We start from the raw sequence: 19,894 nt of genomic DNA, 5'->3' as shown, positions 1-19,894 counted from the left end.
TCGGCGCGCCTTCAGCGCTTCGGCTGATCCTTGAACGTCGCCGCGCGCGGGCGGATCGAACCGGTGGGCGCCGGATCGGCGCGCTTGTCGTCAGCCTTCGCCGCGGCATTCGGAGCTGCGCCGTTGCGGGCCTGCGGCAACTTCGAGAACTCGGCGCCGTAACGCTCGTTGAGATCGCGCAGGAAGGCGTCGAGCGTATCGGTATTGGCAATACGCCGGGCCACCGACTGGAATTCCGTCGAGTCGGCGCCGATCGGCGCGCTCACCACCTCAAACGCATGGGCGTCCGGTGTGCCGGCCATCTTGGCCGCGTATTTCTCGCGCAGCCGCGCCAACCCGATGCCCTCGTCGCTCAACGTATAGCCGATCGCGGCGCGGAGCACGTCCATGCGCTCGGAGTCGCTCAGCGGCCGGAAATCCTTCCAGCGTTCGCCGAGCATCAATTCGATCTGTTCCGCCGCGGTGCGCCAATGCTTGGCGGCCCATTCGATATCGGCGCGCAGGCGGATCGCCTCGCGCCCCTTGAGATTGGCGACAACCTCGAGCGCGACATCGTTGCGCCCGATATCGGACAGCGCCCGCGCTTCCAGCAACAGGCGCTGGTCACGCAATTCATTGGACAGTTCCGATGAGCGCGTCCGCTGCAACGTAGCGAGCGCGTGGTCGGCCTTGTGGTTCATGAGATAGATCATCGCCAGCCGTGTCGCCACTTGCGCGCGGGCCGCGCCCTGCAGACGGTGATCGACCTGATGCTGCAACAACTCTGCCGACTGATCGAGCAGGTCGACCGCGACCAGGCGCTCGGCCAAACGCCTGATCATCTCGTCGCCGCGCCGGCCGATCGGTGTCAATTCGCGATAATCGTAGAACAACGCCAATGCCTCGATCGGCGGCAGCGCGTCACCCTTGCCGCCGAGGAACAAGGCGTCGAAGGTCTTGGCCGCTTCGTCCTGGATCTTGCGTGTCTCTTCGGCATTGGGATGGGCGAGCAGCGCAGCGCGCATGACGTGGAAGGCATCGCGATAGCGGCCGTCTTCGGTGTAGAGATGCGCGAGCAGTTGCAGCCCCTGCGTCTCGGTCTCGTCGCCACGCCACACCGTGGTCAACGTCTCGAGCTCGTGTACCATTTCGTTGCGCGGCATCGCGCCGCTCTTCGACATCAATTCGATTTCGCGCAACCGCGCCTGCGCGCCGGCCCGGCGGTTGGGCGACATCACCGCCTCTCGGTATTCCTTGAGCGCATCTTCCTTGCGGCCGAGATTCTCGGCGAGGCGCCCCTTCAGCACCGCGACCGAAGCCGTGGTATCGCCCGGCACGCCGATGGTATCGAGGTCGTTGACCATGCGCGCGGCGGCGTCGAAATCCTTGACCTCGATGCCGGTGCGGATGCGGTCGAGCAGCACACTGCGCTGCAGGTTGAGCGGCAGGCCCGCGATCTGCTTGTCGAGCGGTTTGAACGCGGCGTGCGCCTCCGGCCAGCGAGCGAGTCGCGCCTGCGCCATGGCACGCCAGATCGGCGCTTCTTTTTGATTGCCGATCTCCGGATCGGCGAGATCCTTCAAGGCGTCTTCCGGCCGGTGCAGCATGACGTTGGCGAGCGCGCGCAGAATCGATCCGGTCACCTCATCGCCACCATTGGCCTTGTCACCCAGCGCGACGCTCAGGACGGCCTTGGCTTCCGCACCCATCCCGTTAGCGAGGTAAAAACGCGCGAGGTTATAACGTGCGGCCCGCTTGGTGCCCTCGCCGGCCGCCGCCGCGTCGGCGATCAGCATCGACTGTCGCGCCTCGAACGGCGCCTTGCGGTCGGCCTCCCACGTCTCGGGATCGATCGAACCTTCGCGCAGCCCTGGTGACATCTGTTGCTGCTGCACCAGGCTTTCAGCCGACAAGGTGAGACCACCTGGCCGCGAAAGCGTAACCTGATCGGCCGTGACGTCAGCGGTGATGTCGTCGGCAAGCGGCTCGAGTGCGATGCCGTGCATGGACTGCAACACGCGCAGTTCGACGAAAGTCTGCGGCCGCATCAGGCCCCGCGCCGGCGCCAGCGCTGTGATCGTCATCAGCCGCGTCCCGAGATCGGGATCGGTGAGATGATGCAGTGTGCCGGCGTGATCGAGCGCCACGACAATGCCGCGCTTGGTGCCATTGATGAGCCGCGCCGTCGACAAGGCCTGCGGCGGCGTTGCAACGCTGTCGCCGACCTTGAGAACCCAGCCATTATCGTCGGCTTCCAGGCTCGCCAGCATCGGCCGCGTCAGGCGCAGGCGTACAATGCCCTCGCCGCTGCCGCCGCTTTCGAAATCGGCTTGTCTCACGATATGGCCGAAGTCGCGCGCCAAGTGTGAGACATCGATCGGTTTGCCGCTGTCGAACACCAGCCAGAGTGAATCGCCGCGCCGGAACATGGCCGCCGGCGTCGGCGCGGCAAAAGGCAGACTGACGCGCATCTGATCGCTGGACGCCGTGGCGATCGCCGGCATGGCGGTTTCCGCGGACGCGGTTTCGGCCTTCGGCTGCGGAGTCGATGGTTGGACGGGCGGCTTCGCCGCTGCCTTGGCTTGAGCTTTTGCCGGCTCCGCCGCGCGCGGCGCTTCGGCGGCCTGCACAGGCGGCTTCGCCTCGGACGCCTTGACGTCGGCCGTCTTCGTCTCAGGCTTTGCCGGCTCGACCTTGGTCGCGGCGGCTGGCTCGGATTTGGCTTCCGCCTTCGGCGCCATGACCGGCGCCAGCGATGGCACCGCTGGCTGCGCCGGCGCTTCCGGGCGCGCCGTCGCGTCCTTCAAAGGTGGTGCATCTTTCAACGGCGGCGCGTCCTTCAGCGCCGGAATGTCCTTGAACGGAGGCGCCTCGTCACGGCTGGCTTCCTTGGCCGGCACGGTTTCCGGCGGGGCGATCTGCACGCCTGCCGCCGCGATCGCCGGCATCAACGGCGTGGCCGCGGCCTGCGGCGCCGCGTCGGCACCGAGCCCGATATCGACAACGAAGCTCTTGTCTTCGCGAAACGAGCGCGTATCCGGCGCGCCGTTGAGCGTAAAGATGACGCCGATGGAGTCGAACTCGGCTTCCGGCTTCACCGATTTCACGGTGGCGGGCAGCGTCGCCGCGACGTCGGCGAGATCCCATTTCGCCGGCTTGCTGAAATGCAGCTTGAACTTGCCATCGGACAGTTCGGGTGTGGCATCGATCCCGGCCGGCAGGTCGAACACATAGCGCATGAAGGTCGGAAGCCTGACGGCTTTCACCCGCACCGCCGGCAGCGCTGCAGCCTGATCGGCCGCCCGTTTCTTGCGCGAGGCGAGCTCGGCCGAACGGGCGCGCGCGGCCAGTTCGTCGACCACATCCTGCGGCAGGCCCGGCAGCATGCCGACCCAGGGTTCGGGCAACAGGTCGATGTAAAGCCGCTCCGCCGCCGGAATGGGGTTGATGCGGAATTTGCCGGCGAGCGCGATGCGCACCGCCTTGCCGTCGGGATCGACCCGCGCGGCGCTGACAAACTCAGGCACCCGGCCGCTGATGCGATCGACCGTAACCGCCACCGGCTCTTTGAACTCGATAACAAGGATGGCGCCGGCGACCCGGACCCTGGTATCGACCGGATCGTCGAACTTGAACACCAGACGGCCATAGCCGGCTTCGCTCGACGCCTTGACCTCGCCTTTCACCGGCTCGGCGGCACGCGCAATCGACACACCCGCGCCCGTTACCACGAGCAAGGCCAGTGCCGCGCGCGCTGCATTGAGCGCTCGCGCCATCGCGGTTGGCCTGCTGGCAGGACGAACGTGCATCGCGTCTTCCATGCGGTGGGTATGCCCGGCCGCCAGCCTAAGGAACCGCGTTTAACGGCGGATTAACTGTTGCGGTAAAACAGACGCCTAACGAGCATCGGGACACCGGCATCGGTGTCACATCTTGCCCGGCTGGCCTTCGATTTTGGGCAGGTCGCCAGCGCTTTGCGCTTTCGGCGCATTGGCGCGCGAGGCCAGTTCGACCGTCAGGCGCTCGGCCGCCTCCGGCGACATCTGTGCCAGCACCGCCGACATAGTGATGGGCTTCATCGCGGTCGAGAGATCGACCAGCACCCTGAGGTCGAGCCGGTCGAAGATACGGGCCGCATCCTTCGGCTTCATATTCTCGTACATCGCGACGAGACCTTTGAGGCGTTCCTTCTCTTCCTTTTCGCGGGCATCGGTCGCGGTCTTGATGCGCGTCTCGATGTCTTTCATCTCGCCGACCTTGGCCTCGAGCCGCTTCTCCGCCGCCTTGATCAGGCTCTCGCGCATGTCGAGTTCCTTGTTGCGGTTGTCGAGCGTCTCGCGCCGGTCCTGCAGGCGGCCGAGAATGGCGCGTTCGGCCGGCGAATTGATCTTGCCGGGCGACAGCGGCTGCGCGTCACCGCCGACTTCGAGCTTGGTCGGGGCCGGCGGCTTGTCTGTGGCTTTCAGCGGTTCGGCTGGCGGCTGCGCTGCCGAATGTTGCGGCGTGCCGCCGCCGGCGGAGCCAGTGACGATTTCATTATCGCCCGCAGCTGCGCCGATCTTGGGCAGCACTGCGGTCCGGTTGGCGACCGAGCCCACGACCTCGGGCGCGCGGGCGCTCCCGCCACCGAAATTGAACATCTCCTTGGCCCAGGGGCTTGCAGCGTTCGCGGCCGGCGTCTCCGGCGGCGACGGTTCGCCCGCCACGACGATGCGCGGATAATCCGGCAGGTCCTTGCTGGACGTGACGGTCATGCCGGCGGGCTTGCCGCGTTCAGCAAGCCTCTCACCCAAAGTATAGCCGCCGTCGAACACGAGACCCGTCACCTTGAGCCCGAGCAGGCAGATCGTCGCCAAAAGAACGATCGGGATCAGACGGAATTCGCGCGCCAGCTTGATCATGCCGCCAATCCGCTGGCTTCGCCGGCCGACTTGAGCCGCGCCTGCTGGCGCTCGGCCAGCGCCTGGGCCGCGGCGGCCAGCGCCTGGGCGCGCGGCGGAGCCGGCTGCTGCGGCATCGCGTCGGGACGGCCGGCTTCGGTGATACGAACCAGCCGCGACAGCAGCAGTTCGCCGGATTCGAGTTGACGGCCGAGGTCGGCCGAGAGCGTGTCGGCGCGCTTGACGCGCTCGCCGAGCGTCTGCTCGCTCTCGCGCATGGTCGCCTTGAGGCCACCGATGGCACGTTCGGCAATTTCGGTCGCGGTGATGAGTTCGGCGATGGTGGCGCGCAGCGACTGTTCGTCGGCCTTGAGCAGGCGGATCTGATTATTGAGCCGGACGCAATAGAGGATGGTCATCAGCAGCAGGACGGACACCAGGCTCTCGATCAGGAAGCCGTATTGAAACATCACTGTGTCTCCATCCGGATCTTGGATTCGTCCGCCTTCTCGAACATCGCGAAGGTGGTGCGCGGCTTGCGCAGGTTCTTGGTAACGCGCACGGCGATGCGGTCGCCGACGCGGCCCATGCGGCCTTCGGTCAGCGTGACGTCGCCGCAGCGCAGCTTGACCAGTGCATCGGGCTTGAGCTCAAGCATCAGCGTATCGCCGACATTGAGCTGCATCATCTTGCGCAGCGGCAGGTGCTCCTCGTAGAGCACGGCATCGACGCCGATTTCAGCCTGACCGATTTCGGTGGCCAGATGGCCTTCCCAGATCTGGTCGCGGCCGAACTTCTCGCCCATGAACATCTGGAGAAGCGTGGCGCGGATCGGTTCGATGGTGGCGTAAGGCAGCAGCAGTTCGATATTGCCGCCGCGGTCTTCCATGTCGATGCGCAGGCGCACGAGAATGGCGGCGTTGGCCGGACGCGAGATCGCGGCGAAGCGCGGATTGGTCTCGAGACGGTCGATATTGAACTTCACCGGCGACAACGGCTTGAAGGCGAGTTCGGCGTCGGCGAGCACGACCTCGATCATGCGCTTGACCAGGCTCGTTTCGATCGTCGTATAGGGCCGGCCCTCGACGCGCACCGAGCTCTGACCGCGACGGCCGCCGAGCAGCACGTCGATGATCGAATAGATGAGGCTGGAATTGACGGTGGCGAGACCAAAATTGTCCCATTCCTCCGCCTTGAACACGGCGAGAATGGCCGGCAGCGGGATCGAGTTCAGATAATCGCCGAAACGGACCGAGGTGATGCGGTCGAGCGAAACTTCGACGTTGTCCGAGGTGAAATTGCGCAGGCTGGTCGTCATCAACCGCACCAGGCGGTCGAAGACGATTTCGAGCATCGGCAAACGCTCGTAGGACACCATCGCCGAGTCGATGATGGAGCGGATGCCGGAATTGTCGTTGAGCGTCACATCCGCCAGGCTGAAGCCAAGCAGATTGTCGATTTCCTCCTGATTGAGGATGCGCTCGGCACCGCCTTTATTGCTCGACTGGAAGGTGGCGGTGTCGTCGACCATGGCCGCCCATTGCGCGGCGGCCTGATCGGCACTGCTGGCAGGCACCGCCGGCGCGGCCGCGCCGCCGCCCTGCTCGGCCTCGAGCGCGACGCCCCACTCCGCCGCCAGCGCGTCCTGGTCGATCTTGTCGTTGCCCGCCATGCTCGTCTTTGCCGTCTGCTTCTTGTCTTACGGTGGTCCGGTGGCGCGCCGCGCTACTGGACCACGATTTCCTTGAACAGAACTGCGGTCACCTTGTTGGGCGCGACCGCGACATTGACGCGGCGCGTCAGTTCTTCCTTGAGCCGGTAGAGGCCGGCCGAGCCGTCGAGATCGGTGGGACGCAATTCGCGCAGATAGGTCTGGAAGGCGTCCATCACGCGCGGCATCAGCGGCTGGATCTTCGGCACCAGCTCGGCGTCTGGCAGTTCCAGGACAACCTTCACCTTGAGATACTGAGTGCGCTCGCCGCCGGAATTGGCGAGGTTGACCAGCACGTCCGGCAGATCGACGAAGGTTGCGGGCTTGACCACTTCCTTCTTGGGCTCCTCGTGCTTGTCCTTGCCGCCCATCATCTTCATGGCGCCGAAGCCGCCACCGCCGACGACCAGCAGCGCCGCGGCTGCGATGATCATCACCTTCTTCGAGGGTAGCTTGCTCTTCTTGGGGGCCTCTTCACCTTCGGCCTCGGGTTCCGCGTCTTTTTTCGCCTTGGCCATCTAAAGACCCCTGTCCCCTCACAAATTGTCGGGCAATGCGCTTGGCGCCGGCCTGCGCGCCGTGTCGTCGCCGGCAAGCCGCCCCATCGCCGCCACCATCGGTGTCGGTGCGCCACGTTAGTGGCGGTATGGTTAACAGAACCTTTCTTGGGTTCCCAAAGCGGCAAGAATTGCCGGGCCAAATCGGCCACTATGGTGTTTTTTGCCTTACGAATTATGGCTTAAAAATAATTAAGTAATTGAAATATAATGACATTCCGACTTGGCACGGAGGCTGCAATCCTTCTTCCGCGAAAGGGCAGCTTGGGAGAGCCGTCCTTTCACCACACGGCGGGACCGGCCTCGGGAGGGCAGGCTTCGTCGGGATCAAGGGGAGATGACCGATGCAGAATACGCTGCTGGTCGGACTATCGCGTCAGGTCGTGCTCCGGCGCGAACTCGATGTGGTGGCGAACAACATCGCCAACGTGAACACCTCAGGCTTCAAAGCCGACGGCGCGGTGTTCGAGGAATTCATCGGCAAGACCGCCCGGTCCGACAATATGTCAAACCGCGATCGGCAGGTCTCGTTCGTGCGCGACCGCGCCACCTGGACCGACTTCAGCTCGGGCTCGATGGAGCGCACCGGCAACGCCACCGACGTGGCTATCAACGGCAAGGGCTTCTTCGCCGTACAGACGCCGGGCGGCGAACGCTACACCCGCAATGGCGGCTTCCTGGTCGACAACACCGGCCAGCTCGTGACTTCGGAAGGCTATCCCGTCCTCGGCGAGAACGGTCCGATCCAGTTCCAGCCGAATGACGTCAACATCAAGATCAGCGGCGACGGCACCGTCAGCGTCGCGGTCGCCGGCAATCCTGGCCAGGAATCGCAACGCGGCAAATTGCGCATGGTTGGCTTCGACAACCCCGCGATGCTGCAAAAGGCCGGCGTCGGCACCTTCGCGCTGAAGGACGGCGCCACGCCAATTCCTGATACGCAATCGAAGTTCGTGCAGGGCTCGGTCGAAAAATCGAACGTGCGTTCCGTGGTCGAGATGACCCGCATGATCGAAATCACGCGCACCTACACCCAGGTCGCGAACATGATGCAGCAACAAAGCGACATGCGACGCACCGCGATCGACAAGCTCGCCGAAGTGCCGGCCTGAGGAGATTAGACCATGCGCGCCCTCCACACCGCCGCCACCGGCATGATGGCCCAGGAACTCAACGTCCAGGTCATCTCCAACAACATCGCCAACATGCGCACCACCGCCTACAAGCGGCAGCGCGCTGAATTCCAGGATCTGCTTTACGAGCATGTGAGCCGCGTCGGCGCCCAGACCTCCTCGCAGGGCAACGTCCTGCCCGCCGGCATCGAGCTCGGCTCGGGCGTCAAGACTGTCGGCACGCCGCGCATCATGACACAGGGATCGCTGGCGCAGACCGGCAAGGACTACGACGTCGCCATCCGCGGCGAAGGCTTCTTCAAGGTGACGATGCCCGACGGTTCGACCGCCTACACCCGCGACGGCTCGTTCGAACTTGATGCGCAGGGCCGCATCGTGACCGCCAACGGCAACCTGATCCAGCCCGGCATTACCATCCCGCAGAACGCCACCGGTGTGACGATCAACGCCCAAGGCCAGGTCCTGGTGACCCAGCCGGGTCAGACCACCCAGAACCAGGTCGGCCAAATCGAACTGTCGATGTTCATCAACAAGGCCGGCCTCAAGGGCATCGGCGACAACCTGTATCTGGAAACGCCGGCCTCCGGCGCGCCGCAGAATGGCACGCCGCAGCTCAACGGTTTCGGCGATCTGCAGCAGGGCAATCTCGAACAGGCCAACGTCGAAGCGGTGAGCGAAATCTCCGACCTGATCGCCGCACAGCGCGCCTACGAAATGAACGCCAAGGTTATCTCCGCCGCCGACCAGATGCTGTCGGCCACCTCCAACCTGATGCGCTGAGGTCAAGCCATGATCGCCACCGCCCTCCGCATCGTCGCAGTCACCGCAACGCTCGGCATCGGTATCGCAGCAGCCTCGGCGCAGTCGGCCGAGCCGGCGCGGCCGCAGCTCAAAACGCATGTCACGGTCAACGCCAACATCGTGCGCATCGGCGATTTGATCGACAACGCCGGCATCGTTGCCGATGTTGCCATCTTCCGCGCGCCCGATCTCGGCACCACCGGCACCGTGCCGGTCGCCGCGGTGGTCGAAGCGGTGCGGCCGCACGCTTTGGTCGGCTTCGACACCGGCGGCGCCACCGAGATCACCGTAACGCGCGCCGCCCGCGAGATTCCGATTTCGGAAATCGAGCGCAGCCTTGCCGAAGCCGTGTCGAGCCGATTCAATGCCGGTCCGGCCGCCGACATCACCGTCACCTTCGACCGCGATCCGCGCGCCATCCAGGTCGATCCGTCATCGCGCGGCGACATCGCCATCGCCCGCCTCTCCTATGACGCGCGCAGCAGCCGTTTCGATGCAACGCTTGAAATCCCGACCGGCGCAACGCAGCGCGGTCTCCTGCGTCTGTCCGGCCGCGCCTATGCCACCGCGGAGGTGGTCATGGTGTCACACTCGGTCGATCGCGGCGCCGTGCTGAGAGCCGCGGATCTCCAGGTTGAACGCCGACCGCGTGCCGAAGTTGGCCGCGACGCCATCGTCGGCATCGAGCGCGCCATCGGCATGGCTGCACGCAGCGTCATCCGTCCCGGCCAGCCGCTGCGCAGTGCCGATCTGACCCGGCCCGAAATCGTGCAGCGTGGCCAGATGGTGACCCTCGTCTTTGAAGCGCCCGGCCTGACGCTGACCTTGCGCGGCAAGGCCACCGAGGCCGGCGCCGAAGGTGACACCGTCACCGTGCTCAACGAACAGTCCAAGCGTTCTGTGCAGGGCGTTGTGGTCGGCCCTGGCCATGTGGTGGTGTCGACGACGGTCCCGCGGTTTGCCGCCAACCTCCCGGCAGCCGCGGGAACCGGCCCCTGAACGAATAGATCGCGATGAGCGGCGGCGCCGCCATCGCTTGTGCAGTCGGATCGATGAACACGAGTGAAAGTCTGTTGAGATGAGGATATTGACCTTGACCCGCCACGCCCTTCTCGCGGCGCTTGCAACCTCGCTGTTGAGCGGCTGTGCCGCATTCGACAGGTTGAAGAATATCGGCGAGCAGCCCAAGCTGTCCGAGGTCGACAATCCGACGACGCGCGCCGGCTACAAGCCGGTGCAAATGCCGATGCCGGCGGCGCAGCCCGCGACCTACAATCCGAACTCACTATGGCGGAACGGCTCGCGCGCCTTCTTCAAGGATCAGCGCGCCCATCAGGTCGGCGACATTCTTACGGTGAAGGTCAACATCACCGACAAGGCCAACATCGCCAACGATACCAAGCGCAGCCGCGCCAACAAGGAAGACTCCGGCGTCGATAACTTCTTCGGCAAGAGCAAACTGCCGATCACCAATTCGATGCTGCCGACCCGTATCTTTACGGCTGACTCCACGACATCGAGCGAAGGCAAAGGCTCGGTCGATCGCTCCGAAGCGTTGTCCACCAATGTCGCCGGCGTCGTCATCCAGGTCCTGCCGAACGGCAACCTGGTCATCGAAGGCAAGCAGGAGATCCGGGTCAATTTCGAGATCCGCGAACTCATCGTCGGCGGCGTGGTTCGTCCCGAGGATATCGAAAGCGACAACACCATCGACTCCACCAAGATCGCCCAGGCCCGCATCGCCTATGGCGGCCGCGGCCAAATCAGCGACGTGCAGCAGCCGCGCTACGGCCAGCAAGTGATGGATGTGATCTTGCCGTTCTAGCCGCATTTCCCCTGCGGCAGTCGCGTCAGTCTGTGACGTAAACGGTTTCAAGTGCTCCCGCGTTGTCTTTGCGTCTCGCGAGCGTAAGTGACAACGATCAAGACACGGCCCTCGGTAGCTCCCCTGCCGAGGGCCGTGTTATTTTTCTGAAGGGTGTTCTCCGTCATTCGGGGCCGGTGCGGTCCCCACGCTCTTTGATCAGCGTCAATGCGCAACGTTGCGCATAGCTGACTATTACCGTGCAGCTAGAAGACGCAGGTATGAGCCATAAGGAGGAACGTCCATGGCGATTACGATGGCGACTGCTTTTTTCGTCCGCTGTACGGCCATGCTCAGTCTTGCCGCCCTGCTCATCGGCACCGGCCACTGCGACAATCCCGTCAAGCGTCGCGGCGCTCAAGGCTGCGGCCGTGAGCGATGTCATTGATGTTCGTCACCGTGGCCGCGGCGGCGCTGGAATCGCCGCCGGCATTGCCACCGGCCTGATCCTCGGTGGCATCATCGCCTCGCAACCGCGTTACTACGGCCCGCGTGGCTACGATTATCAATATTACTACGGCGGCCCGCCGCCTTTGTTCTACGGCCCGCAGGTATTCTATCCACCGGGCTACTACGGTCCGGTGATGCGGCCCGCCTACGGGCCGCGCGGCGATTGGCTCTCTTATTGCTTCTCGCGCTACCGCTCGTTTGACCCCGTATCCGGCACTTACATGGGATATGACGGCCGCCGGCATCCGTGCCGCTAGGCTCAAAAGCAAATTGCCCGGCGCGATAGCCGGGCAATTTCAGATTTGGCCAAAGCCGCACATCGCTCAATCGTCGCGATAGACCTTTTCGCGGCGTTCGTGGCGTTCCTGGGCTTCGACCGAGAGTGTCGCAATTGGCCGCGCCTCGAGGCGGCGTAGCGAGATCGGCTCACCGGTTTCTTCGCAGTAACCGTAGGTGCCGTCCTCAATGCGGCCCAGCGCTTCATCGATCTTGGAGATCAGCTTGCGCTGCCGATCGCGAGCCCGCAGCTCGATGGAACGGTCCGTTTCGGACGAGGCCCGATCGGCCAGATCCGGGTGATTCTGGTTCTCTTCCTGGAGGTGCTGAAGTGTCTCCTTGGCCTCCTTCAGGATATCCTCGCGCCACTGCAGCAGCTTGGCGCGAAAGTATTCGCGCTGGCGCTCATTCATGAACGGCTCCTTATCGGACGGCCGATAAGGCTTAACTTTCGCCAACATCCCACCGACTCCCATCGTGTTCTTCTTGACCGCTAGTATCCGGCCGTTTCTTGCGCCGCTTTTCTTGTGCCGCGAGAAGTCCCCTCCCGAGTGCGCTGGCTTATATACTGACCAACGGAACGCGACAATATCCTCGCAGCCCCGGTGGACTGCCAGAAAATTGTGAAAGTCCAATGACTTGGGGGAAAGAGCGGCTGGCGCCGGTTAGCGATCGCGGCTAGCGGCGGGCAACTTTGGCGAGTTCCACCGCGACGCGGAGGTCGATCTCCGCGAGAACGCCGTCGAGACCTGAGTCGCCGGAGCCATCGGTGAGACCCTCGGCCGCCACTTTGAGCCGGGCGATGGTGGCGGTATCGAGCGAGCCACCGCCGATCATGCCGAGCTTCAGTTCGTCGAGAACGTCGAGCGCCTTCCGGCCCCGGGCGACCGCCCGCTTCTTCTTCTCCGTGGGGTCCTCAACACCCTGCAAGGCGAGAAGACTATCCAGGCCAGCGACCGACCGCAGCGCCGTGGTCGGTGCCGGCGTCGAAGGCTGTTCAAACTGGGAAAGGCTGAAGGTGCCGCCCGCTCCAGCGCGGCGCGCCGCGCTGGGTGAGGCCGATAGCGAGGCCGCGTTCGTTCCGGTGATGCGCATGGCGCTCTGGTGATCCCCATGGTGACGCGAGCGCTCCCCGCCCGCGCTACGACGCACAACGCCCCATTACTTCATGGAACCTGCGCCGCGCATGGTTAATGGGTCGTAAACGCCCCGGCAGTTTTTGCCGACCGGTACGGTTACTGCCGGGTTAAGCGCGGCCCTCGGCACCCCCCGCCGAAATTAAAAACAACGTCGTATCAGAGCCTTAAGAGATGCCCCTCGGTTGGCACGGCATTCGCAACGTTCCTGACAAGTCAAACGTCACATTGGGGAGCAGTGATGACGCCGACGTTCCGAACCGTCCTCGTGGCGGCACTCTTGAGCCTGTTCACCCTGGCAAACGCCGGGGCGACGTCGCGCATCAAGGACCTCGCCAATATCGAAGGCGTGCGTCAGAACCAGTTGATCGGCTACGGCCTGGTGGTCGGCCTTAACGGCTCGGGCGACACCCTCAACAATATCCCTTTCACCCGGCAATCGCTGCAGGCGATGCTGGAACGCCTTGGCGTCAATATCCGCGGCCAGACTCTGCGCACCGGCAATGTTGCTGCGGTCATGGTCACTGCCAACCTGCCCGCCTTCGCCACGCAGGGCACGCGCATTGACGTCACCGTATCTTCGCTCGGCGATGCCAAAAGTCTGCAGGGCGGCATGCTGCTGGTCACGCCGCTGCTCGGCGCCGACGGCAATGTCTATGCCGTGGCGCAGGGTTCGCTCGCGATCGGCGGTTTCCAGGCCGAAGGCGAAGCCGCCAAGATCGTGCGCGGCGTGCCGACGGTCGGCCGCATCGCCAACGGCGCGCTGATCGAGCGCGAGATCGACTTCAATCTCAACCGTCAGAACCAGCTCCGCATGGCGCTGCGCAATCCAGATTTCACGACCGCCAAGCGCATCGCCGCGGCGATCAACGACTACATCGGCGTGCCGACCGCGGAATCGCTCGATCCCGGCACCGTCGGCATCACCGTGCCGAACCAGTACAAGGGCAACGTCATCTCGCTGCTCACCGAGATCGAGCAGTTGCAGATCGATCCCGATACCGCTGCCAAGATCGTCATCGACGAGCGCTCCGGCATCATCGTCATGGGCCGCGATGTCCGCGTCTCCATGGTGGCGGTGGCGCAGGGCAACCTCACCGTCACCATCACCGAGACGCCGCAGGTCAGCCAGCCGGGTCCGTTCGCACCCCGCGGCGCGCAGACGGTGGTCGTGCCGCGCACGCGGATCGGCGTTCAGGAAACCGGCAAGCAACTCGCCGTGGTGCGGGATGGCATTTCGTTGCAGCAACTGGTCGACGGCCTCAACTCGCTGGGCATCGGCCCGCGCGACATGATTGCCATCTTGCAGGCGATCAAGTCGTCCGGCGCCATCCAGGCCGACATCGAGGTGATGTGATGAGCGCAGGCATCGGCGGCATCTCGCTCCCCGTCCCCGGCCAATCGGCCACTGACCTACTCAAGAGCCAGACCGGCGCGGTCAAGGGCAAGTCGGGCTATCACTTCACGCCCGAGCAGATGAAGGCGCGCGCCAAGAAGACGTCGGAAGACTTCGAGGCTGTGTTCCTCAACAACATGTTCCAGCAGATGTTCACCGGCGTTCAGGGCGAAGGCCCGTTCGGCGGCGCGGGCGCGACCGGCGTTTGGCGCACATTCCTCACCGACGAATACGCCAAGAATTTCGCCAAGGCCGGCGGCATCGGCATCGCCAAGCAGGTTTACAGCACCCTGCTCGCTCAACAGGAGATCCGCCAGTGACGCTTCCGTTTCGAGCTGCAACTCCTGCACCGCAACCGGCGCCGATCAAGAACGCCGAGGAAGCCGAACGCGCGGTCGCCCGGCTCAACACGTTGATGGACCGCCTCGCAGCGCTGGTCACGGAAGAAACCGCACGCGTCCGATCCGGCCAATTGCGGGCGGCGGTCGAACTCGACGAGGAGAAAGTCGAACTCGCGCGCGCTTTCGCCGCCGAGAGCGAACGACTGCGCGCCTCTGCCACAATGGTTGCCGCTTCGTTACCGGGTGCGCTCGAGCGCCTGGAGGCGCGCCATGAGTCGTTCCGCAGCCTCCTGCAGACGAATTTGACGGTGCTCGCGACCGCTCACGCGGTATCGGAAGGCATCATTCGCGGCGTATCGGGCGAACTTGCCCGCAAGCAAGCGCCCTCGACTTACGGGGCCAATGGCCGAGCCAACCAGCCGCCACCGAGCGCGGCGCAGCCTCTGTCGGTCAGTCGCTCGCTGTAATTTAAAACACCGGACCGCACGCCGGAATTGGCACGGTTTTCCCGGGCCGGAAGGTACGTATTTTTAAGATAAGTTAGTGGGTCGTGAAGAAACACGGCATCAATTTTAGCTTTGATTTTCCGGCAGTATTAGCCGGTTAACCACCCGCTTTTACGATCCGTTACGCACTTCGTGCGAGGTTCGGTATCGACGCGCATGCCGCCGAAGGCCGGCTTGTGCTCGACCGCCAGAATGGCAAACCAGAAAGGTTGAATACACATGAATAACGTCACCCTGTCCGCCGGCGTGCGGGCTAACCTGCTGTCTCTGCAGAGCACGGCAGACATGATGCAGACCACCCAGAACCGCCTTGCGACCGGTAACAAGGTCAACTCCGCTCTCGACAACCCGATCAGCTTCTTCACGTCGCAGTCGCTGCAGAGCCGCGCCGGCGATCTGAACTCGCTGCTCGACTCGATGTCGAACGGCATTCAGACCATCCAGGCGGCGAACAACGGTCTGACCTCGATCACGTCGACCGTGCAGTCGATGCAGTCGACCCTGAACCAGGCCCTCCAGGACTCGAACTGGCAGTCCGCCTCGTACTCGATCGACTCGACCACGATCGGCACCGGTTCGGTCAAAAACCTGACCATCTCCGGCGGCGCTGTCGGCACCACCGCCGTCAACGTCGCGGTCAACAGCATTGCTACTGCCGGCACGCAGTCGACCCTGTCGACCTCGGCCAACTACCTCGCCCCGAGCGTCGCCGATCCGTCGTCGGTCGAAAGCGGTGCGTTCTACGGCCTGTCCGGCGCCTCGACCTATACGTTCAAGGTCAACGGCCAGGACATCACCCTGACTTCGGCCACCACCGGCACCCAGTCGGGTGACACGCTGGCCCACGCCAAGACCTCCATCCAGGCTCAGCTCGACGCCCGCTTCGGCTCTGGCGCCTTTACCGTCGGCAACAACACCGCTGGTACCGGCTTCAGCATCACCGGCAAGGCCGACGGCACCAACGACGTCGTCATCAGCAACCAGGCCGGTACCGGCGCTGCTGCGACGCAGGCGACCTTCGCGGGTGGTGCGTTCACCGGTCTGACCGGTGCGGATACCTACTCGTTCGACTTCAACGATGGCACGACGACGCATGCCATCACGTTGACCCAGGCCCAGGGCAGCAGCGCCGCGAACGCTCGCGCTGCGATCCAGAGCCAACTCGACACGCACTACGGCGCGGGCGCGTTCACGGTCAGCGGCACCACCGGCATCACCATCACTGGTAAGGCCGATGGTTCGAACAGCGTGATCATCAGCAACCAGGCCGCTCCGGTCAACGCCGGCGGCGCGACTGCCGCTGGTATGGGCTTGGGCACCACGACGCAGACCAGCAACGGCGCCGTGGCGAACAACGTCACCGGCCTCGGCCTTGGCTCGACGACCACGACCAGCTACGGCACCCCGGCCGATCCGTACGAGTTCACCGTCAACGGTGCAGCCGTCACGATCGCCGCCGGTACGGGCCTCGCTGCCGCGGTCACCAGCGTCAACGCGCAGCTCTCGGGCGTGAACAGCAAGTTCCAGGCTTTCGACGACAGCGGCAAGCTCGGCATCCGTGAAATCACGGCGCAGGGCACGCAGCTGACCCTCGGCGGCACGGACGCTGCCTCGCTGTTCGGCGGCACTCTGACCAACACCGGCACCGCCGCCGGCGTTGCGGCGGTCAAGACCGTCGACCAGCTCGTCGCTTCGATCAACGGCAACAGCTCGCTGACCGGCAAGGTGAAGGCCACCAACGACAACGGTAACCTGCGCATCACCAACCTGTCGCTGTCCGACCTCACGGTCGTCGGCGCCACGTCGAGCCAGGTTAACGGTGGTACCGGTGGTGCCAACACCCAGACCATCGGCGGCAACAGCGTCCGTAAGGGCCTCGTTCAGCAGTTCAACACGCTGCGCGACCAGCTCGACAAGTACGCGGGCGACGCGTCCTACAACGGCATCAACCTGCTGTCGGGCGACAACCTGAAGCTGACGCTGAACGAAACCGGCTCCTCGGCCATCAACATCCAGGCCAAGGACGCGAACGGCAACACCTTGTCGATCTCCAGCGTCGCGCTCGGGATCAACTCGGCCACCAACTCGGACTTCGACTCGAACACCTCGATCAACTCGGTGCTCAGCACGCTGACTGGCGCGCTGTCGACGCTGCGTTCGCAGGGTTCGTCGTTCGGTTCGAACCTGTCGGCGGTGCAGAATCGTCAGACCTTCACCAAGTCGATGATCAACACCCTGCAGACCGGCGCGGACAAGCTCGTTCTCGCCGACACCAACGAGGAAGGCGCCAACCTGCTGGCCCTGCAGACCCGTCGCTCGCTGTCCACCACGGCGCTGTCGATGGCCTCGCAGGCCGACCAGGCGGTGCTCCAGCTCTTCCAGTAAGAGCGACAAGATCCACGTCTTGGCGGAACGGCGGGGCCTCGGCCCCGCCGTTTTCTTTTGGCCTTAGTATAAAGCGATACCAGTCAGACGCTATAATAGCGCGATCTCACATGCAGATTCGGAGCCGTCATGCCCCTCAAAGTCGAATTAAAGCCCGGCGAGCGCATTCTGATTGGCGAATGCGTCATCACCAATTCGGACCGGCGCACGACCTTCCTGATCGACGGCAAGGCGCCGATCCTGCGGGAGAAGGACATTATGACGTTGGAGCAGGCGGATACCGTCGCCAAACAGATCTATCTGGCCGTCCTGTTCATGTACACCTCGCGCACGCCGAGCGACCACCACGCCACGTATTTCACGCTCGTGCGCGACATTACCCAGGCGGCGCCAAGTACTTGGAAGCACATAGAGATCATCAATAATCATATCTTAACGGGCGACCTCTACAAAGCATTGAAGCAGGCAAAACAGCTGATTCAGTACGAGCAGGAGCTGATGAATGACGCACGCGGCGCAAGTGTACGGAAAAGTCGCCAAACAGGTGGCGACGCCCCGCGAGACAGAGGCCGATAAGCTTCTGTTTGCCGCACAGCAGCTCGCATCCGTGCGCGACGAATGGGAATCCAAGAAGTTCGATCTCGCTCCGGCCCTGCTGAACAACCGCAAGCTCTGGACCGTGCTAATGGCATCGGTCACCCGCCCGGAAAATCCGCTCCCGGCTCAGCTGCGCCAGAACGTTGCCAACATCGGCATCTTCGTCATGAAGCAGACCGTTGAGGTCATGGACGATCCGAAGCCGGAGAAGCTTGGCTCGCTCATCACCATCAACCGCGAACTCGCCGCCGGTCTGCTCGGCCGCGCCTGAGCCGCTCCCAGCGCCAGACAACAAAAAGCCGCGGCCAGGGCCGCGGCTTTTTTCATGTCGCCAGCCGGCGCTTCACGGTCATGAAGCGGGCTTCAGCCGCTTACTTCAAATAGTTCACCAGACTGGTTTGATAGGTCATCGCGGTCACCTGCATACTGGCCTGAAGGCGCGTTTGCAGCGCAAGGATCTGGGCGCCCACTTCGGTGTCCGACACGCCTTCAATCTGGGTGAGGAATTCCTGAAGCGTCGTGTTCTGCTGCGTGTGCCGCGATTTGGCAGAGTTGATCGAGATTTGCGCGTTCGCCAGATCGGTGGTGACATCCGACAGCTTCTGGTCGCCAGGCTTGCCGTTGAGCCCGGCGGTCAACCGCGTATTGAGCGCCTGGCTGAGATCGACGCCATTGGGATCGGTCGACGAGATCGACACCGCAGCCAGCGTTGCGACATTCTGCACCACCGAGCGCAAACCCTGCTCATTGGCCCGCACACCGTAGCCAACCGACAGCGTCGGATCGACAAGCGCGGTAGCGGTTTGGCGCGCCGGGTCGCTGCCGGCATCGCCGGTGTACCAGATCACGGTATCGGCTGACGAGCCGAGCTTTGTGGCCGTCGCGCTGTCGAATGGCGGACCATCGACGCGCACCGGCGGGTGATTGGCATCGGCATTGAAGAACTCGTTGGAAGCCTGCACAGCCGAAGCGGCCGTCAATTCCGTGCCACCAGCTTTCTTGAGTGCCGCGGTCAACGCCGTTGTCAGGTTGGCCGTGGTGTCGCTCGGCAACGTCCCGATGGTGAACTGACCTGGGCCGGCAGGCGAAGCCGTTGTCGCCTTCAGCGTCACGCTGGTGCTGGTGCCGTCCGGCAGGGTCAGCCTTACCGTCAGACTTTCGCCATCGTTGGGATTGCCGCTGCCGAGATTGACGTCGAGCGTCGCCGGCGAGCCAGTCGGACCGTTGACCACGACGTTTGTGAGGTTGGACGTGACCGACGCCAGTTTGAAGCCGAACGGCGAAACGGCTTCTTCGGCGATGTTGAGCGACGACAAGGTCGGGTTGGTGACATCGAGACGCCCCAGGCCATCCGAACCAAGATCGGCCTGTTTGCGTTCATTGATGATCTGCACCAGTCCGGCGCGCGCGCCGTCGCCGTTGAGAATGTTGCTGGAACTCTCAACCGCAGGCTTGTCCGTCTGCTTGCCGGCAAAGATGTAACGGCCGCCAACCTGGGTGTTCAGAAGTCCCGTCAATTCGTCGAGCGAAAACTTGGCCGAACTCTGCACCTGGCTGGCGCCGCCGACACCGCTGACATTCGTAGCCTGGAACATCGCCGCTTTGGTATCACTGACGACCTTGGCCATGCTGGTCAGGGCCGTCTGGGCAAGATTGATGCGCGTCGACGCGGTCTGGCCGCTGGCATCATAACTTTCGATCGCGGCAAGCTGGGAGCGCAAGGTAATCGAAACCCCACGCTGCACGCCCAGGCCGGCATAAGTGTCGGATTTCTTGCCGGTGCTGATTTGCCGGTTGAGGTCGTCGAGTTGGGAGCGCAGGCTCACCAGCGACTGCAGCATTTGCGTCGAGCGCGCGTTGATCGATGATACTGTCATTTCAG

The 19,894-nt window shown here is 63.8% G+C and carries 20 protein-coding genes; 12 read left to right on the top strand and 8 right to left on the bottom strand.

Going from position 1 to position 19,894, the window contains the following annotated elements; translation table 11 throughout:
- Nucleotides 1-11: 11 nt before the first annotated feature.
- The 5 genes from DXH78_RS11855 to fliL all read right to left on the bottom strand — a co-directional run bounded on the left by DXH78_RS11855 (nucleotide 12) and on the right by fliL (nucleotide 7,088).
- On the bottom strand, nucleotides 12-3,755 hold the full coding sequence (locus DXH78_RS11855) for a tetratricopeptide repeat protein (protein ID WP_115517226.1): 3,744 nt from the start codon (nucleotides 3,753-3,755) through the stop codon (nucleotides 12-14).
- A gap of 150 nt (nucleotides 3,756-3,905) precedes the next feature.
- Nucleotides 3,906-4,880 (bottom strand): MotE family protein, encoded by a 975-nt coding sequence (locus tag DXH78_RS11850; protein ID WP_115517225.1) that lies wholly within the window; start codon nucleotides 4,878-4,880, stop codon nucleotides 3,906-3,908.
- On the bottom strand, nucleotides 4,877-5,329 hold the full coding sequence (locus DXH78_RS11845) for a DUF6468 domain-containing protein (protein ID WP_115517224.1): 453 nt from the start codon (nucleotides 5,327-5,329) through the stop codon (nucleotides 4,877-4,879). Before DXH78_RS11845 ends, DXH78_RS11850 begins: the two co-directional genes overlap by 4 nt.
- Nucleotides 5,329-6,531: a flagellar motor switch protein FliM gene (fliM, locus tag DXH78_RS11840; protein WP_115517223.1), complete on the bottom strand. Its 1,203-nt coding sequence runs from the start codon at nucleotides 6,529-6,531 to the stop codon at nucleotides 5,329-5,331. The genes DXH78_RS11845 and fliM overlap by 1 nt, the downstream gene beginning before the upstream one ends.
- 53 nt (nucleotides 6,532-6,584) lie before the next feature.
- Complete coding sequence (gene fliL, locus DXH78_RS11835; protein WP_115517222.1) at nucleotides 6,585-7,088, bottom strand: flagellar basal body-associated protein FliL; 504 nt, start codon at nucleotides 7,086-7,088, stop codon at nucleotides 6,585-6,587.
- Nucleotides 7,089-7,471: 383 nt separating this feature from the next.
- Here fliL and flgF point away from each other — a divergent pair, with 383 nt between their 5' ends.
- The 6 genes from flgF to DXH78_RS11810 all read left to right on the top strand — a co-directional run bounded on the left by flgF (nucleotide 7,472) and on the right by DXH78_RS11810 (nucleotide 11,632).
- Nucleotides 7,472-8,239 carry a flagellar basal-body rod protein FlgF gene (gene flgF, locus DXH78_RS11830; protein WP_115517221.1) on the top strand — a complete coding sequence of 256 codons (768 nt, stop codon included), beginning with the start codon at nucleotides 7,472-7,474 and terminating at the stop codon, nucleotides 8,237-8,239.
- 12 nt (nucleotides 8,240-8,251) lie between these two features.
- Nucleotides 8,252-9,040, top strand: coding sequence for a flagellar basal-body rod protein FlgG (gene flgG / locus DXH78_RS11825; protein WP_115517220.1), 789 nt, complete (start codon nucleotides 8,252-8,254; stop codon nucleotides 9,038-9,040).
- Nucleotides 9,041-9,049: 9 nt separating this feature from the next.
- Nucleotides 9,050-10,060, top strand: coding sequence for a flagellar basal body P-ring formation chaperone FlgA (flgA, locus tag DXH78_RS11820; RefSeq protein ID WP_115517219.1), 1,011 nt, complete (start codon nucleotides 9,050-9,052; stop codon nucleotides 10,058-10,060).
- Between the two features lie 79 nt (nucleotides 10,061-10,139).
- Nucleotides 10,140-10,886: a flagellar basal body L-ring protein FlgH gene (gene flgH / locus DXH78_RS11815; RefSeq protein WP_115517218.1), complete on the top strand. Its 747-nt coding sequence runs from the start codon at nucleotides 10,140-10,142 to the stop codon at nucleotides 10,884-10,886.
- A 283-nt stretch (nucleotides 10,887-11,169) separates the two neighbouring features.
- The gene (locus tag DXH78_RS20130) at nucleotides 11,170-11,313 is read left to right on the top strand and encodes a hypothetical protein (RefSeq protein ID WP_245416800.1); all 144 of its coding nucleotides are present in this window, start codon (nucleotides 11,170-11,172) and stop codon (nucleotides 11,311-11,313) included.
- A complete protein-coding gene (locus DXH78_RS11810; protein ID WP_245416799.1) occupies nucleotides 11,297-11,632 on the top strand; it encodes a BA14K family protein in 336 nt (111 codons plus the stop codon). Before DXH78_RS20130 ends, DXH78_RS11810 begins: the two co-directional genes overlap by 17 nt.
- Before the next feature lie 66 nt (nucleotides 11,633-11,698).
- On the opposite strand, the gene dksA is transcribed toward DXH78_RS11810, so the two are convergent.
- Together dksA and DXH78_RS11800 are read right to left on the bottom strand one after the other, a co-directional pair.
- Nucleotides 11,699-12,112, bottom strand: a complete 414-nt coding sequence (gene dksA, locus DXH78_RS11805; RefSeq protein WP_115517216.1) for an RNA polymerase-binding protein DksA — start codon at nucleotides 12,110-12,112, stop codon at nucleotides 11,699-11,701.
- Nucleotides 12,113-12,329: 217 nt separating this feature from the next.
- Nucleotides 12,330-12,746 carry a flagellar assembly protein FliX gene (locus DXH78_RS11800; RefSeq protein ID WP_115517215.1) on the bottom strand — a complete coding sequence of 139 codons (417 nt, stop codon included), beginning with the start codon at nucleotides 12,744-12,746 and terminating at the stop codon, nucleotides 12,330-12,332.
- A gap of 282 nt (nucleotides 12,747-13,028) precedes the next feature.
- Between DXH78_RS11800 and DXH78_RS11795 the strand changes: the two genes are divergently transcribed.
- The 6 genes from DXH78_RS11795 to flaF all read left to right on the top strand — a co-directional run bounded on the left by DXH78_RS11795 (nucleotide 13,029) and on the right by flaF (nucleotide 18,283).
- A complete protein-coding gene (locus DXH78_RS11795; protein WP_115517214.1) occupies nucleotides 13,029-14,144 on the top strand; it encodes a flagellar basal body P-ring protein FlgI in 1,116 nt (371 codons plus the stop codon).
- Entirely contained in the window at nucleotides 14,144-14,503 is a 360-nt protein-coding gene (gene flgJ, locus DXH78_RS11790) for a flagellar assembly peptidoglycan hydrolase FlgJ (RefSeq protein WP_115517213.1), read from the top strand. Before DXH78_RS11795 ends, flgJ begins: the two co-directional genes overlap by 1 nt.
- Nucleotides 14,500-14,991: a hypothetical protein gene (locus DXH78_RS11785; protein ID WP_115517212.1), complete on the top strand. Its 492-nt coding sequence runs from the start codon at nucleotides 14,500-14,502 to the stop codon at nucleotides 14,989-14,991. Before flgJ ends, DXH78_RS11785 begins: the two co-directional genes overlap by 4 nt.
- 258 nt (nucleotides 14,992-15,249) lie before the next feature.
- Nucleotides 15,250-17,415: a flagellin N-terminal helical domain-containing protein gene (locus DXH78_RS20245; RefSeq protein ID WP_115517211.1), complete on the top strand. Its 2,166-nt coding sequence runs from the start codon at nucleotides 15,250-15,252 to the stop codon at nucleotides 17,413-17,415.
- A gap of 129 nt (nucleotides 17,416-17,544) precedes the next feature.
- Complete coding sequence (gene flbT / locus DXH78_RS11775) at nucleotides 17,545-17,991, top strand: flagellar biosynthesis repressor FlbT (RefSeq protein WP_115517210.1); 447 nt, start codon at nucleotides 17,545-17,547, stop codon at nucleotides 17,989-17,991.
- Entirely contained in the window at nucleotides 17,960-18,283 is a 324-nt protein-coding gene (gene flaF, locus DXH78_RS11770; protein ID WP_347337766.1) for a flagellar biosynthesis regulator FlaF, read from the top strand. Before flbT ends, flaF begins: the two co-directional genes overlap by 32 nt.
- Nucleotides 18,284-18,383: 100 nt before the next feature.
- Here the strand turns inward: flaF and DXH78_RS11765 are convergent, their stop codons facing one another.
- Nucleotides 18,384-19,889: a flagellin N-terminal helical domain-containing protein gene (locus tag DXH78_RS11765; protein ID WP_115517208.1), complete on the bottom strand. Its 1,506-nt coding sequence runs from the start codon at nucleotides 19,887-19,889 to the stop codon at nucleotides 18,384-18,386.
- Nucleotides 19,890-19,894 lie beyond the last annotated feature (5 nt).

The organism is Undibacter mobilis (genome assembly GCF_003367195.1).
GTDB lineage: Bacteria > Pseudomonadota > Alphaproteobacteria > Rhizobiales > Xanthobacteraceae > Pseudolabrys > Pseudolabrys mobilis.
Note: the sequence above shows the minus strand (reverse complement) of the source record. Positions and strands in the feature narration are given on the sequence as shown.

Coding starts and splice junctions, on each gene's coding strand:
- DXH78_RS11795 (WP_115517214.1), top strand. CDS start 13,029: ATGACGCCGACGTTCCGAACCGTCCTCGTGGCGGCACTCTTGAGCCTG.
- flgH (WP_115517218.1), top strand. CDS start 10,140: ATGAGGATATTGACCTTGACCCGCCACGCCCTTCTCGCGGCGCTTGCA.
- DXH78_RS11855 (WP_115517226.1), bottom strand. CDS start 3,755: ATGGCGCGAGCGCTCAATGCAGCGCGCGCGGCACTGGCCTTGCTCGTG.
- fliM (WP_115517223.1), bottom strand. CDS start 6,531: ATGGCGGGCAACGACAAGATCGACCAGGACGCGCTGGCGGCGGAGTGG.
- dksA (WP_115517216.1), bottom strand. CDS start 12,112: ATGTTGGCGAAAGTTAAGCCTTATCGGCCGTCCGATAAGGAGCCGTTC.
- DXH78_RS11765 (WP_115517208.1), bottom strand. CDS start 19,889: ATGACAGTATCATCGATCAACGCGCGCTCGACGCAAATGCTGCAGTCG.
- flgG (WP_115517220.1), top strand. CDS start 8,252: ATGCGCGCCCTCCACACCGCCGCCACCGGCATGATGGCCCAGGAACTC.
- fliL (WP_115517222.1), bottom strand. CDS start 7,088: ATGGCCAAGGCGAAAAAAGACGCGGAACCCGAGGCCGAAGGTGAAGAG.
- DXH78_RS20130 (WP_245416800.1), top strand. CDS start 11,170: ATGGCGATTACGATGGCGACTGCTTTTTTCGTCCGCTGTACGGCCATG.
- DXH78_RS11800 (WP_115517215.1), bottom strand. CDS start 12,746: ATGCGCATCACCGGAACGAACGCGGCCTCGCTATCGGCCTCACCCAGC.
- DXH78_RS11845 (WP_115517224.1), bottom strand. CDS start 5,329: ATGTTTCAATACGGCTTCCTGATCGAGAGCCTGGTGTCCGTCCTGCTG.
- DXH78_RS11850 (WP_115517225.1), bottom strand. CDS start 4,880: ATGATCAAGCTGGCGCGCGAATTCCGTCTGATCCCGATCGTTCTTTTG.
- flgF (WP_115517221.1), top strand. CDS start 7,472: ATGCAGAATACGCTGCTGGTCGGACTATCGCGTCAGGTCGTGCTCCGG.
- DXH78_RS20245 (WP_115517211.1), top strand. CDS start 15,250: ATGAATAACGTCACCCTGTCCGCCGGCGTGCGGGCTAACCTGCTGTCT.
- flbT (WP_115517210.1), top strand. CDS start 17,545: ATGCCCCTCAAAGTCGAATTAAAGCCCGGCGAGCGCATTCTGATTGGC.
- flgJ (WP_115517213.1), top strand. CDS start 14,144: ATGAGCGCAGGCATCGGCGGCATCTCGCTCCCCGTCCCCGGCCAATCG.
- flgA (WP_115517219.1), top strand. CDS start 9,050: ATGATCGCCACCGCCCTCCGCATCGTCGCAGTCACCGCAACGCTCGGC.